At 69.7% G+C, this 12717-nt stretch carries 13 protein-coding genes; 8 read left to right on the forward strand and 5 right to left on the reverse strand.

Annotated features, from left to right (window positions below; translation table 11 throughout):
- The first annotated feature begins 51 nt into the window (after positions 1-51).
- The 3 genes from AB0269_RS00200 to AB0269_RS00210 are packed head-to-tail and all read left to right on the forward strand — an operon-like array spanning position 52 to position 2874.
- On the forward strand, positions 52-1083 hold the full coding sequence (locus tag AB0269_RS00200; RefSeq protein WP_366210465.1) for an iron chelate uptake ABC transporter family permease subunit: 1032 nt from the start codon (positions 52-54) through the stop codon (positions 1081-1083).
- The gene (locus AB0269_RS00205; protein ID WP_366209187.1) at positions 1073-2122 is read left to right on the forward strand and encodes an iron chelate uptake ABC transporter family permease subunit; all 1050 of its coding nucleotides are present in this window, start codon (positions 1073-1075) and stop codon (positions 2120-2122) included. Before AB0269_RS00200 ends, AB0269_RS00205 begins: the two co-directional genes overlap by 11 nt.
- Positions 2119-2874 (forward strand): ATP-binding cassette domain-containing protein, encoded by a 756-nt coding sequence (locus tag AB0269_RS00210; RefSeq protein ID WP_366209188.1) that lies wholly within the window; start codon positions 2119-2121, stop codon positions 2872-2874. The genes AB0269_RS00205 and AB0269_RS00210 overlap by 4 nt, the downstream gene beginning before the upstream one ends.
- 6 nt (positions 2875-2880) lie before the next feature.
- Here AB0269_RS00210 and AB0269_RS00215 read toward each other — a convergent pair whose 3' ends face one another.
- From AB0269_RS00215 to AB0269_RS00230, 4 genes are read right to left on the reverse strand one after another with little or no spacing between them, the layout of a single operon-like run.
- Positions 2881-3090 carry a hypothetical protein gene (locus tag AB0269_RS00215; RefSeq protein WP_366209189.1) on the reverse strand — a complete coding sequence of 70 codons (210 nt, stop codon included), beginning with the start codon at positions 3088-3090 and terminating at the stop codon, positions 2881-2883.
- Between the two features lie 23 nt (positions 3091-3113).
- Complete coding sequence (locus AB0269_RS00220; protein ID WP_366209190.1) at positions 3114-3515, reverse strand: VOC family protein; 402 nt, start codon at positions 3513-3515, stop codon at positions 3114-3116.
- 22 nt (positions 3516-3537) lie between these two features.
- Positions 3538-4509 (reverse strand): DNA-3-methyladenine glycosylase 2 family protein, encoded by a 972-nt coding sequence (locus tag AB0269_RS00225; protein WP_366209191.1) that lies wholly within the window; start codon positions 4507-4509, stop codon positions 3538-3540.
- A gap of 49 nt (positions 4510-4558) precedes the next feature.
- Positions 4559-5284 carry a winged helix-turn-helix domain-containing protein gene (locus tag AB0269_RS00230; protein WP_366209192.1) on the reverse strand — a complete coding sequence of 242 codons (726 nt, stop codon included), beginning with the start codon at positions 5282-5284 and terminating at the stop codon, positions 4559-4561.
- Positions 5285-5612: 328 nt separating this feature from the next.
- Here AB0269_RS00230 and AB0269_RS00235 point away from each other — a divergent pair, with 328 nt between their 5' ends.
- The 4 genes from AB0269_RS00235 to AB0269_RS00250 all read left to right on the forward strand — a co-directional run bounded on the left by AB0269_RS00235 (position 5613) and on the right by AB0269_RS00250 (position 10792).
- Entirely contained in the window at positions 5613-5921 is a 309-nt protein-coding gene (locus tag AB0269_RS00235) for a GNAT family N-acetyltransferase (RefSeq protein WP_366209193.1), read from the forward strand.
- 31 nt (positions 5922-5952) lie between these two features.
- Positions 5953-6417 carry a DIP1984 family protein gene (locus tag AB0269_RS00240; RefSeq protein ID WP_366209194.1) on the forward strand — a complete coding sequence of 155 codons (465 nt, stop codon included), beginning with the start codon at positions 5953-5955 and terminating at the stop codon, positions 6415-6417.
- 245 nt (positions 6418-6662) lie between these two features.
- Positions 6663-7817, forward strand: coding sequence for an exonuclease SbcCD subunit D (locus tag AB0269_RS00245; RefSeq protein WP_366209195.1), 1155 nt, complete (start codon positions 6663-6665; stop codon positions 7815-7817).
- Positions 7817-10792: an SMC family ATPase gene (locus tag AB0269_RS00250; protein ID WP_366209196.1), complete on the forward strand. Its 2976-nt coding sequence runs from the start codon at positions 7817-7819 to the stop codon at positions 10790-10792. Before AB0269_RS00245 ends, AB0269_RS00250 begins: the two co-directional genes overlap by 1 nt.
- 41 nt (positions 10793-10833) lie before the next feature.
- Here the strand turns inward: AB0269_RS00250 and AB0269_RS00255 are convergent, their stop codons facing one another.
- Complete coding sequence (locus AB0269_RS00255) at positions 10834-11784, reverse strand: aldo/keto reductase (RefSeq protein ID WP_366209197.1); 951 nt, start codon at positions 11782-11784, stop codon at positions 10834-10836.
- Between the two features lie 109 nt (positions 11785-11893).
- Here AB0269_RS00255 and nadE point away from each other — a divergent pair, with 109 nt between their 5' ends.
- On the forward strand, positions 11894-12712 hold the full coding sequence (nadE, locus tag AB0269_RS00260) for an ammonia-dependent NAD(+) synthetase (protein ID WP_366209198.1): 819 nt from the start codon (positions 11894-11896) through the stop codon (positions 12710-12712).
- Positions 12713-12717: the final 5 nt, after the last annotated feature.

Genomic DNA, 12717 nt, shown 5'->3' on the forward strand with positions numbered 1-12717 from the left:
CTCCTCTACCGCGCAGCGGCGCGGAGGCGACCCGTCATCGGAACGGTGAACATGGCCTCCTCGGCATCCCCTTCGCGCCGCGTCACCGCGGTCGACGTGCTCGCGCCTGCCCGCGCCCGTGCGAGAGCGCGCACGCGCGCGCTGCCCCTCGTCGTCGCGATCGTCCTGACGATCGGGCTCATCGTGCTGTCCCTGTTCGTCGGGGTCGCCGACATCACCGCAGGCCAGGGAGGCGGCACGGAGTTCCTGTGGATCACGCGCGTGCCGCGCACGGCATCCCTCGTCCTCGCCGGGGCGAGTATGCCGATGGCGGGCCTCGTCATGCAGCTGATGACCCAGAACCGGTTCGTCGAGCCGACCACGGTGGGCACCACCGAATGGGCCGGGCTCGGTCTGCTCGCGACCTACATCGTGCTGCCGGCATCCGGCGTCTTCGTGAAGATGGTCGTCGCGATCGGATTCGCCTTCGTCGGCACCCTGATCTTCTTCGCATTCCTGAGGCGCGTGACGCTGAAGTCGTCGCTCATCGTGCCGATCGTCGGCATCATGTTCGGCGCCGTCGTCAGCGCGATCACGACCTTCCTCGCGTTGCGATTCGATCTGCTGCAGGTGCTCGGCGGGTGGTTCATGGGGCGCTTCACCGGCGTCGAGGTCGGACGCTACGAGCTGCTCTGGATCGTCCTGGCCGTGGCGATCGCCGTGATGGTCCTCGCCGACCGCTTCACGGTCGCGGGCCTCGGCAAGGACGTCGCGACGAACGTCGGCATGAACTACGAGCGCGTCGTGCTGCTCGGCGTCGGGCTCATCTCGCTCACCACCGGTGTCGTGACCGTCGTGATCGGGATGCTGCCCTTCCTCGGACTCATCGTGCCCAACCTCGTCTCGATGGTGCGCGGCGACGACCTGCGCTCCAACCTGCCGTGGGTTCTGCTGACCGGCATCTGGATCGTGACGGTCTGCGACATCATCGGTCGCGTCGTCATCATGCCGTTCGAGATCCCGGTGTCGCTGGTGCTGGGCGTCGTCGGGTCCGCCGTGTTCATCCTCCTGCTCCTGCGCACGAGGAGGACCAGTGCTCGCTGACTCTCAGCTCTCCGCGCCTGCCGGCGCGGGCATCAGCCGCCGGGGGTCCGGGCCCTACGCGAGCCCGCGGCACCGCATCCGGTACCTCGTCATCCTCGTCGCGCTGATCGTCGCCGCGGTCACGATCACGGCTCTGCTGCTCACGTGGGGCAACCAGTTCGAGCCGTTCAGCGAGAAGTGGTGGCGGATCTCGCGCATGCGCGTCACGACGCTCGTCGTCATCGCCGTCGTCACCTTCTGCCAGGCGATGGCGACCGTGACGTTCCAGACCGTGACGAACAACCGCATCATCACGCCGTCGATCATGGGGTTCGAGTCGCTGTACGTGCTCATCCAGACGGCGATCGTGTTCTTCTTCGGCACGGCGGGCATCGCCGAGATCAGCACGCTCGCCCGGTTCCTGCTGCAGAGCGCGATGATGGTGCTGTTCGCCGTGCTGCTGTACTCCTGGCTGTTGTCGGGGAGGTTCGGCAACCTGCACGTGATGCTGCTGATCGGCATCGTCATCGGCGCCGGCATGGGGGCGCTGTCGACGTTCATGCAGCAGATGCTGGACCCGAACGAGTTCGACGTGCTCGCCGCGCGGCTGTTCGGCAGCGTCGGGCACGCGAGCACGGACTTCCTCTGGATCGTGATCCCCGTGGCAGCGGTGGCGGGCGGTGCGATCTGGTTCCTCGCCAGGCGTCTGGACGTGCTCTCCCTCGGGGGCGAGATCAGCGCCAACCTCGGACTTCACCACCGGCGTCAGACCATGCTGATGCTGACCCTGGTCTCGGTGCTCATGGCGATGACGACATCGCTCGTCGGGCCGATGACCTTCCTCGGCTTCCTCATGGCCACGCTCGCGTACTCGATCACGAGCACGTACGACCATCGCCGCATCCTGCCGGTGGCGTGGCTGCTCGGCTACGTCATCCTCACCCTCGCTTACTTCCTGCTGCGGCACGTGTTCCCGATCGTCGACGCCGTGACGATCGTCGTCGAGCTGATCGGCGGGCTGCTGTTCCTCATCGTCGTCTTCCGGAAGGGACGCCTGTGATCCGTCTCACCCATGTCACCAAGCGCTACAGCAGCGATGTCGAGATCGGGCCCGTCTCGATCGACATCCCCGCCGGCGGCATCATCGCCCTCGTCGGGCCGAACGGCGCGGGCAAGTCCACCGTGCTCACGATGATCGGGCGGCTGCTCGCCCCCGACGAGGGGACGATCGAGGTCGCGGGACTCGACGTGCACCGCACGCCGTCGAAGACCGTCGCGAAGACGGTGTCGATCCTGCGCCAGGAGAACCACTTCGTCACCCGGCTCACGGTGCGTCAGCTCGTCTCGTTCGGACGATACCCGTACAGCGGCGGGCGGCTCACGCAGGCCGACGAGGACAAGATCTCCGAGGCGATCGACTTCCTCGATCTCACCGACCTCGAGCAGCGCTTCCTCGATCAGCTCTCGGGCGGACAGCGGCAGCGCGCGTACGTCGCGATGGTGCTCGCACAGGACACCGATTACCTGCTCCTGGACGAACCGCTGAACAACCTCGACGCGCAGCACTCCGTGCAGATGATGGGGCAGCTGCGCCGGGCCGCCGACGAGCTCGGGCGCACGATCGTCATCGTGCTGCACGACATCAACTTCGCGGCCGCCTACAGCGACTACATCATCGCCATGGAGAACGGACGCATCGCCGAGCACGGGACGCCGGACGAGATCATCCGCGACGACGTGCTGACCCGTGTGTTCCGCACGCCGGTGACGGTGATCGACGGGCCGAACGGACGGCTCGCCGTGTACTACTGACGCCGTCTACAGCTCGATGCCGTGCGATTCGTCGTTGGCACCGGCGTTGCCGCCGCGGCGCGACTCCGCGGCGATCAGCCACACCACCGAGACGATCAGTGCGAGCAGGAGGCCGAGCCACACGTTCTGCAGGATCAGTCCGATCACGATGCCGAGGACGAACAGCGCGACGGTCCCGCCGAGCCATGTCCAACGCTGTTTCTTCGTCGCCGCCATGGGCCCAGCCTAGGGGCGTCCCGTCACCGGTCGCGCGGCGGATTGTGCATGAACTCGATGCGGATGCCGCTGCTGTCTTCGACGAAGGATGCGTAGTAGCGGTCGGTGAAGCGCGGGTACTCCTTGGGATCGCGGACCGCAGACCATCCTGCCTGCATGGCGATGTCGTGCAGACGGTCGACCTCCGCGCGCGACGTCATCGCGAAGGCGAGATGCTGCCATCCGACTCGCCCATGCAGGTGCGGACCGGTGCCCTCCTCGCGAGCCGGGAACAGGATGAGCTCGGGTTCATCGTCACGCTGCCAGGAGACGGAGGCCTCAGCGTCGACCCGAGTGAAGCCGAGGGCGGTCATGACCGGGTCGAACTGCCCGATCGCATGGGGAAGGTCATCGACGGTGATGCCGAGGTGATCGAAGACGAGCATCGTCACAGTCTCGCAGGCCTCGTCACCGGCGGCGGTGATCCTCCGGGGCGAGGCGCGGGCCGCGGCGCGGTTCGATGAGACCGCTCGCGAGGATGAGGCGGATGACGCGCTGACGGTGCCCCGCCCAGGGAGCGAGGAGCTCCAGCATCCCCGCGTCGTCGGTGCGGGATCCGGTCAGCGCATAGCCGACCTGATGGGCGAGGTGATAGTCCCCGACGCTCACGGCGTCGGGGTCGCCGAGCGCACGGATGCGGGTCTCGGCCGAGGTCCACGCACCGATGCCGGGGAGGCTCGTGAGGATGCGGTCGCGCTCGCCGGGGGTGGATGCGGCGAGCACGGCATCCGCGATGCGCCGACCGCGCTCGGCGGCGCGCACGATCGCGCGCGACTGCGGAGGCTCGACTCCGGCGGTGTGCCAGGCCCAAGAGGGGATGCCGCGCCAGCCGCCGATCGTCGGCGGGGCGAATATCGGCCGCGGGGTCGGCCCGGGGGCGCGTTCGCCGAATCGCGTGATGAGCGCCCGCCAGGCGCCGAACGCCTGGAACGAGGTGACCTTCTGCTCGATCACGGCGCTCGCGAGCGCGTCGAAGACGAGGTCGGTGCGGGTCAGGCGGGTGGATGCCGTGCGGCGGGCGACCTCGGCGAGGTGCGGATGCCCGGCTGCCGTGAGGGATGCCGGGTCGAAGCCCGCGTCGTCGTCGGTGGCGCCGCAGAGGCGCGGGAGCTGTTCGATGGCCCAGTCGGAGCCCGGGCCCCAGGCGGTGGCGTGGATACCCTCGGTGCTCTGGCGCAGGGCCAGCGTCGCGACGCCCTCCGGAGTACGGGCGGCGCGCCACAGGGTGGAGCCGGCGACCATCATCGTCGGGTCCTTCGGCCCGCGCATGAGCACGCCGACCGTGCGGAACAGGTTCACGGGGTGCTGCGGGCGGTAGACCGTGCGCAGCGGCGGCGCGGCGTCGACCGGGTCGGTCGCGGCATCCGCTGTCATCGTCATGCGAACACCCTACGTCGCGGCGCTGACAACGACTGGCGCCGCGTCAGACTCAGAAGCGGTCGGGCGAGGGGGTGCCGTGACCGTAGCGGATCACGACGTCGGCGTGGCGGTCGAACCGGTAGCCGACGCCGCGGACGGTGCGCACGATGTCCTCGTAGCGGCCGAGCTTCGCGCGCAGCCGGCGCACGTGGACGTCGATCGTACGCTCGCCGGGGGTCTCGTCTTCCGGAGCCTGCCACAGGGCGCCCACGAGCTCGGAGCGCTCGATCGTACGGCCTTCGCGGAGCACGAGGTACTGCAGCAGCTCGAACTCCTTGTACGTGAACGCGGCGGACTCGCCGTCGATCAGCACGCGCTTGCGTGAGATGTCGACGGTGACGCCGTAGTCCTCGTTCTTCTCCTCGGTCTCGGTGGCGGCCTTCGCGCGGGCGATCGCGCCGGGCTCGTGCAGGGCGAGGCGAACGACGTCGAGATCGCGTCCTCCCGAGCCGTGCGGTGCGAGAGCGACGGTGGCGTGCGTCTCCGCCTCGGGGGCGAGCTCGGCGAGCGTGCGGCGCAGCGCGTCGACGAGCAGAGGCAGGCTCACTCCGGCGCCGGCGGCCTTGATCTCATCCAGACCGACGTACAGGGCGAAGCCACGGGGCGAGCGCGTGGCGGGCAGATCTGCGGGTGTGGCCGGTGCGGCCGGCGCATCCTGTTCGACGAAACGCGGGACGGGACGCAGGTGCGGGGCGCGGGTGGGGGCGGGACGCTCGAGGAGGGCGATGTTCGACATGATGATGAAGTCCTTGGGAGGGTGAGCCGACGCGGCTCGGATGTGTTGCGAGAGTGACCCTGAAGGCCGAGAAACAAGCACACGGGTAGGTGCTCGGGGCTCACGCTTAGCAGATGGCGAAGAGCGGAGCCGGACAGGTCAGCTGAGTGATCAGCGACACATTCGGCAACACATGCCAACGCAGCCGGGCATCATCATCCCGGCAGTCCCGTTCGCCTCCTGGGCGGACAAGGGGAGCGCGTTGGTGGTCATGGGGGGATTATGTCTGAGGATGACGCCCCGTGTCAAAACGAGTCCCGGTGTGACCGCGTGGCCTAGCGTGGATGCCATGACGGATTCGACGATGATCGACGGCTTTCTCGTCACGGATGAGAAGGATGCATCGCGCTACACGCTCACGCGTGACGGAGCGCTGGTGAGCGTCCTCGACTATCGCGACGACGGCACGACGATCGCGCTGACACGGGCTTTCACGATCCCGACATTCCGCGGGCACGGCTACGCGGCGTGCGTCGTGAAGGGTGCCGTCGCCGACATCGAGAGCCGCGGCGACCGGAAGGTCGACCCGGTCTGCTGGTACGTCGCCGAGTGGTTCGCGCAGAACCCCGATCATCAGGGCCTGCTGCGCCGGCGGTGACACGGTCGGCGCGGCCTGAGAGGATGAGGCCATGAAGATCGCCGAGGCTCTGACCGCGCGGGCCGATCTGCAGCGCCGCATCGAGCAGCTGCGCGCCCGCATCACCGCGAACGCCCGATATCAGGAGGGCGAGGAACCGGCCGAGGATGCCGCTGCGCTCCTCGGCGAGGCCGAGAAGGACCTCGTGGGGCTCCGCGAGCTGATCCGTCGGATCAACGCGACCAACGCGCGACTCGATCTCGGAGCCGACGGCACCATGACCGACGCGCTCGCCGCCCGCGACGTTCTGCGTCTGCAGCACTCCCTGCTCGCGGATGCCGCGGCCGCGGCATCCGGATCCGACAGCGGCATGCGGCAGATGCGCTCCGAGCTGCGACAGATCGCAGCGCTGCCCGTGGCGCAGCTGCGGGAGGCCGCGGACCGCGTGGCACAGGAGCTGCGTGAACTGGACAATCGTATCCAGGAGGCGAACTGGACGCACGACCTGGAGGAGTAGAGCGGAAGTCGGTAGCCACGACGAGGCGGACACACGCCCAGCCGGAGGGTCAAGTCCGGCACTGCAGGGCGGAGGGCAGCCCACGATCTCGCATCGCGCAGCCCCGCACCCCGCACATGTGAAAGCGCATCGCGCATTCCGCATCACCACGTGTCGATCGTCGAGGTGAGGGTCGGGTCAGGGGCCTTCCGCTCCTCGCGGCACGCCTCGGAGGGAATGTCCGAGGCCGTCCGTACCGTGTGAGTATGCGAATCCTGCACACCTCCGACTGGCACATCGGTCGCACCTTCCATGGCAACTCGACCATGGATGCGCTGGCCGAGGTGCTCGCAGCGCTGGTGCAGCAGGTGCGCGAGCAGGCGGTGGATGTCGTGATCGTCGCCGGCGACGTGTTCGACTCGGCGACGCCGGCCGGGCCCGCGTACACGCTGCTCGGCGACACGCTCGTAGCGCTCCACGACACCGGTGCCCGTGTGATCGTCACGAGCGGCAACCACGATTCGGCCGCGCGGCTCGGGTTCCAGGCCCGACTGCTTCGCGACGGCATCCATGTGATCACCGACCCCCTTCAGATCGGCACTCCCGTGACGATCGACGACGCCGACGGTCCGGTGCACTTCTACGGCGTTCCGTACCTCGAACCGGCGATCGTCCGTCAACACTGGGACGGCGTCGCGCTCAAGACGCAGGCGCAGACCATGGCGCACGCGATGAACCTCGTGCGCACCGGCATGGCCGCGCACACTGGCCGCTCGGTCGCGATCGCGCACTGCTTCGCCGCGGGGGTGGATGCCACGGCCGGGCTCGAGCGCGAGGTGCGCCAGGGCGGGCTCGACGTCGTTCCGCTCGAGGTCTTCGACGGCCCCGACTACGTCGCCCTCGGGCACATCCACGGGCGTCAGAAGCTCAGCGACAGGGTTCGCTACGCCGGCGCTCCGCTGCACTACAGCTTCGGTGAGCAGCACAAGCAGCGCGGATCCTGGCTCATCGACCTCGACGCGTCGGGGCTGGCGTCCGCCGAGTGGCTCGAACTGCCCGTCCCGCGCCGCCTGGTGACGCTCACCGGCACCCTCGACGAGATCCTCTCCGCCGAGAACGTTGCGGCGCACGCCGACGACTGGGTGTGCGCGGTCTACACCGATGCGCTGCCGCAGTCCGAGCCGATGCGCCGCCTCAAGGAGCGCTTCCCGCACTGCGCCATGGTGCAGCACGCGCCGGCAGGCGCCGGCGACCAGGCCGAGCACTCGTATGCCGCGCGGCTGAAGACGGCTGTGACCGACACCGAGCGCATCGAGGCCTTCCTCGTGCACGTGCGCGCGGGGCAGGGGCCGACGGAGCGCGAGAGTGAACTCATCCGCGAGGTGCTCGATGAGCGCGTCATCGCGGAGGCTCTCGTCTAGTGCGCCTCCACCGTCTCGAGATCGAGGGTTTCGGGCCCTTCCTCTCCCGACAGATCGTCGACTTCGACGCGTTCGCCGACGACGGCATCTTCCTCATCGCCGGGCGCACCGGCGCGGGCAAGTCGAGCATCCTGGATGCCGTCTGCTTCGCCCTCTACGGATCCGTTCCGCGCTACGAGGGCGGCGACAAGCGCCTGCGCAGCGACCACTGCGAACCCGACGATCCCAGTGAGGTCGTCGTCGAGTTCAGCACCGGAGCCGGGCGGTACCGGGTGACGCGATCGCCCGAGTACCTGCGCCCGGCCAAGCGGGGCGGCGGGCTCACGAAGCAGAACTCCGCCGTGCAGCTGGATGCCTTCATCGACGGGGGCTGGGTCGCTCTCGCCGCGAAGGAGAAGCGCGTCGCCGATGAGCTGGACGGGATCGTCCAGCTCAGCCGGGAGCAGTTCCTGCAGGTGATCCTGCTGGCGCAGAACCGGTTCGCCCGGTTCCTGCTCGCCGACAGCAAGGAGCGGCAGGCGCTGCTGCGGCGCCTCTTCGGCACCGAGCGCTTCGAAGACGTGCAGGCACGGTTCGACGAGCGTCGACGGGCATCCGAGAACGCGCTCGCCGGGGCCGCCGCGCGGGTGGACACCCGGATCGACGAGGCCGAGCGCGTCGTCACGGACGGCGAGCTGTGGGGCGATGCAGGAACCGCTCCAGAGCCGTCGTCGACGGCGGCGCGGATCGGGGCGCTGCGGGCGGCACTCGGCCGCGCCGAGTATCGGGTCGAGCGCCGGGCCGCGGAGCGCGATGACGCCGAGAGGGCGCTTCAGACGGCGGATGCCGCGCTGACAGCCGTTCGCGAGGATCGCACGGCCCAGCAGGAGCGCGATCGTGCGCGAGCGGCCCTCGCGCAACTCGAGGCCGAGCAGCCCGAGATCGACGAGGCCCGCCGCACGCTGGAGCGCGCGCGGGCGGCCGAGGCGCTGAGGGCGACGATCGCAGCGGCGAGCCGGGCGGAGTCCGCGCGCGATGCCGCCGTGGTCGCGGAGAGCGCGGCGCGCGCTGCGTGGGACGCGACGGGAGCCGAACTCGACGAGGTCTCGGCGGAGACGCTCGAGGCCTGGGCGGCCGAGCGCACGCGCGAGAGCGGAGCCTGGGCACGGGCGGCCGAACTCGAAGACGGCAAAACGGCACTGCGTTCCGAGATCGAGAGCGCCGAGGTCGTCGTCGAAGCGGCGACGGCGCGCGTGGCTGCGGGCGACGAGCAGCGCACGGCGCTCCCTGCGCGGTTGGCCGATCTCACCGCGCAGCGCGACCGGGTCAGGCGCAGCGCCGACCGCACCGAGGATCTCGCCCGAGCGCTGGCATCCGCCGGAGCGCGACGAGATGCCGCCGTCGAGGCTGCCCGGATCACCGGTGAGCTCGAGTCGGCCGATCGACAACTGGCCGAGGCGAGCACCGTCCTCGCCGAGGCCCAGACCGCGCTCGCCCAGCTGCGCCGCAGACGCCTGGACGGCTTCGCCGGCGAGCTGGCGACCGCGCTCGTCGCCGGAGAGCCCTGCTCGGTGTGCGGATCGACCGAGCACCCTGCGCCCGCCGTGCACACCGACCCGGTATCGGCCGAGGACGTCGAGCGCGCGGAGCGCGAGCGGGATGCCGCGCAGACGGCCGAGCGCGCGGCCCAGACGCGCAGCGCCGAGCTGACCTCGAGGCTCTCCGCGGCGCTGGCGATCGCCGACGGGCTCGGCGTCGATGCCGCGGAGTCCGAGACGGCCGCGGCCGGGGATGCCCACGCTGCAGCTGTCGCGGCGGGAGCCGAGGTCGTGGCGCTGGACGAGCAGATCGCGCAGGCGACAGCCGCGACCGCGATCCTCGCCCAGGAGCGCGAGGATGCGGCGGCGGCTCTGGCCGCTGCCCGTGAGGCGCTGGCGCTGCTCGCGCAGCGCGAGCACGAGGCGGCGACGCAGATCGCCGATGCACGCGGCGCATTCGAGACGGTGGCAGAGCGCATCGCGCACGTCGGCGGGCAGGCGTCGACCGCACGCACTCTGGCGTCGGCGCTGAGCGAACGCGCCCGGATCGAGCAGGAGTTCGCCGAGGCGAAGAGCGAGCAGGATGCCGCCCTCACCGCCTCCGATTTCGATGATGCGACCGCGGCGCGAACGGCGATGCGCTCCGCGGCCGATCAGGAGATTCTGGACGCGCGCATCCAGGCGCACCGCGTGCAGCGCGAGAAGGAGCGGTCACTGCTGCTGCCGCTCGAGATGCGCACGCTGCCGGAGGACCCGATCGACCTCGCGCCCGCTGAACAGGCTGCCGCCGATGCGCGTTCTGCGTGGAAGACGGCGACGGATGCCGCCGGCCGCGTCGAGGCGATGACCGATCAGCTGCGGAGACTCATCGACTCCGCAGCATCCGAGCACGCTCGCAGCGCCGAGCAGCAGGCCGATCACGAGGTGCTCCGCGGGGTCGCCGACACCGTCGCCGGGCGCGCGGGCAACACGCACAAGATGAGCCTCGAGACGTTCGTGCTCGCAGCGGAGCTCGAAGAGATCGTGGATGCCGCGAACCGTCGGCTGTCCGACATGTCGACCGGCCGGTATCAGCTGCAGCACTCCGACGCGCTCGCGTCGCGCGGGGCGGCATCGGGCCTCGGCATCGTCGTGTTCGACGCGTTCACCGGGCAGACGCGTCCCGCGCAGTCGCTCTCGGGCGGAGAGACGTTCCTCAGCTCACTCGCCCTCGCACTCGGGCTCGCCGAGGTCGTCACGGCGCGGGCCGGTGGAATCCAGCTCGACACCCTGTTCATCGACGAGGGATTCGGATCGCTCGACGCCGATACGCTCGAGGTCGCGATGCGAACTCTCGACGAGCTGCGCTCAGGTGGTCGCACGGTCGGCGTGATCAGTCACGTCGAGTCGATGCAGGAGCAGATCCCCGCACAGGTCGTCGTCGAGCAGACCCCAGCGGGGCCGAGTCGCATCCGCTGAGCCGGTTTCGACTCCTCGCCGGCGCTCGACCGCCCTGGCGCTCAGGCGTTCGCCGGGCTCCAGGCCGACACGGCGTCCAGGCTCCGAACCTCATCGGACGACAGTTCCAGCCGCGTGCTCGCCAGCAGATCCGCGACCTGCTCGACCCGCGACGCGCTCGCGATCGGAGCCGCGACGGTCGGCTGCGCACGCAGCCAGGCGAGCGCCACCGAGGCGATCGACGCGCCGTGCCTGCCCGCGATCTCCTCGAGCTCATCGATGATCTTCAGCCCGTGCTCGGTCGCGTACTTGGCTGCGCCGCCGGCACGGGGCGATGAACCCGCCGCATCCGTCGACCGGTACTTTCCGGTGAGGAATCCGCTCGCCAGCGCGTAGTACGGCACGAGGCTCATGTCGAAGTCCTCGGCGACGGGGATGATGCTCTCCTCGACGTCATTGCGGTGCACGAGGTTGTAGTGCGGCTGTACCGCGACCGGCAGGGGGATCCCGGCATCCTGCGAGATGGAGACCCATTCGTGGATGCGCTCGGCGGAGTAGTTCGAGACCGCGATGTTGCGCACGAGACCGGCCGAGACGAGCTCGCCGAACGCCGTGACGGTGTCCTCGAGCGGGGTGGAGGCGTCGTCGAAGTGCGCGTAGTACAGGTCGATGGCGTCGACGCCGAGGCGCTTCAGCGATGCCTCGGCGGCAGCCCGCACATTCGCCGCCGACAGGCCGGGGAACCCAGGGTGCGTGCTGACCTTCGTGGCGATGGTCAGGCCGCTCGGCCTGCGCGCTGCGAGCCATTCGCCGATGATCGTCTCGCTCTCGCCGCCGTGATTGCCGGGCACCCAGTGGCTGTAGCCGTCGGCGGTGTCGATGAAGTCGCCCCCGCCCGCCGTGAACGCGTCGAGGATCGCGAACGACGTGTCGCGATCGGCGGTCCACCCGAACACGTTCCCGCCGAGGGCGAGGGGGAGGACATCGAGGTCGCTGCGGCCGAGCTGGGTCATGATTCTCGCTTTCATCGGGAGGACGGTCCTCTGGTCACAAGCGGGGCGCCTGCGACGGTATTCCCGCCGCGTCATACCCGCGTAACGCATGCAGGACGATACTGGAGGCATGACGCTTCAGCAGGAGATCGCCCAGACCCTCGGGGTGAAGCCCGAGATCGACCCGGCCGCCGAGGTCGAACGCCGCGTGACGTTCCTCGTCGACTATCTCGACAAGACCGGAGCGAGAGGGTTCGTGCTCGGGATCTCGGGCGGCCAGGACTCCACGCTCGCCGGACGCCTCGCGCAGCTCGCCGTCGAGCGGGTCCGCGACGGCGGCGGCACTGCCGACTTCATCGCGGTCCGCCTGCCGTACAAGGTGCAGCACGACGCGGATGACGCCGCTGCCGCCCTCGAGTTCATCGCCGCGGATCGGGTCGTCGAGGTGAACATCCAGAACGGCGTCGACGGTGTCGAGACCGACATCGAGCATGCCGCCGGCGCGACGATCTCGGACTTCAACCGCGGCAACATCAAGGCCCGCATCCGCATGGTCACCCAGTACGCGCTCGCGGGGCACGACGCGCACCTCGTCATCGGCACCGATCACGCTGCCGAGGCCGTGACCGGCTTCTACACGAAGTTCGGCGACGGCGCGGCCGACATCCTCCCGCTGTCGGGGCTGAACAAGCGCCAGGGCAAGCAGCTGCTGCAGACGCTCGATGCGCCGGAGCGGCTGTGGAAGAAGGTTCCGACAGCCGACCTTCTCGACGACCAGCCCGGTCGCGCCGACGAGGACGAGCTCGGCCTCACGTACGAGCAGATCGACGATTATCTCGAGGGGCGCCCGGTGGATGCCGAGGCTGCCGCCCGCATCGAGCAGAAGTACCGCGCCACGGAGCACAAGCGCCACCTGCCGGTCACGCCGGCCGACGACTGGTGGCGCTGAGCGTC

This window comes from Microbacterium sp. NPDC077644 (assembly GCF_040702785.1).
Taxonomy (GTDB): domain Bacteria; phylum Actinomycetota; class Actinomycetes; order Actinomycetales; family Microbacteriaceae; genus Microbacterium.

What these genes read in the sequence shown, in the direction of transcription:
- AB0269_RS00200 (WP_366210465.1), top strand. Translation starts at nt 52, where the DNA reads ATGGCCTCCTCGGCATCCCCTTCGCGCCGCGTCACCGCGGTCGACGTG.
- AB0269_RS00215 (WP_366209189.1), bottom strand. Translation starts at nt 3,090, where the DNA reads ATGGCGGCGACGAAGAAACAGCGTTGGACATGGCTCGGCGGGACCGTC.
- AB0269_RS00220 (WP_366209190.1), bottom strand. Translation starts at nt 3,515, where the DNA reads ATGCTCGTCTTCGATCACCTCGGCATCACCGTCGATGACCTTCCCCAT.
- AB0269_RS00225 (WP_366209191.1), bottom strand. Translation starts at nt 4,509, where the DNA reads ATGACGATGACAGCGGATGCCGCGACCGACCCGGTCGACGCCGCGCCG.
- AB0269_RS00230 (WP_366209192.1), bottom strand. Translation starts at nt 5,284, where the DNA reads ATGTCGAACATCGCCCTCCTCGAGCGTCCCGCCCCCACCCGCGCCCCG.
- AB0269_RS00235 (WP_366209193.1), top strand. Translation starts at nt 5,613, where the DNA reads ATGACGGATTCGACGATGATCGACGGCTTTCTCGTCACGGATGAGAAG.
- AB0269_RS00240 (WP_366209194.1), top strand. Translation starts at nt 5,953, where the DNA reads ATGAAGATCGCCGAGGCTCTGACCGCGCGGGCCGATCTGCAGCGCCGC.
- AB0269_RS00245 (WP_366209195.1), top strand. Translation starts at nt 6,663, where the DNA reads ATGCGAATCCTGCACACCTCCGACTGGCACATCGGTCGCACCTTCCAT.
- AB0269_RS00255 (WP_366209197.1), bottom strand. Translation starts at nt 11,784, where the DNA reads ATGACCCAGCTCGGCCGCAGCGACCTCGATGTCCTCCCCCTCGCCCTC.
- nadE (WP_366209198.1), top strand. Translation starts at nt 11,894, where the DNA reads ATGACGCTTCAGCAGGAGATCGCCCAGACCCTCGGGGTGAAGCCCGAG.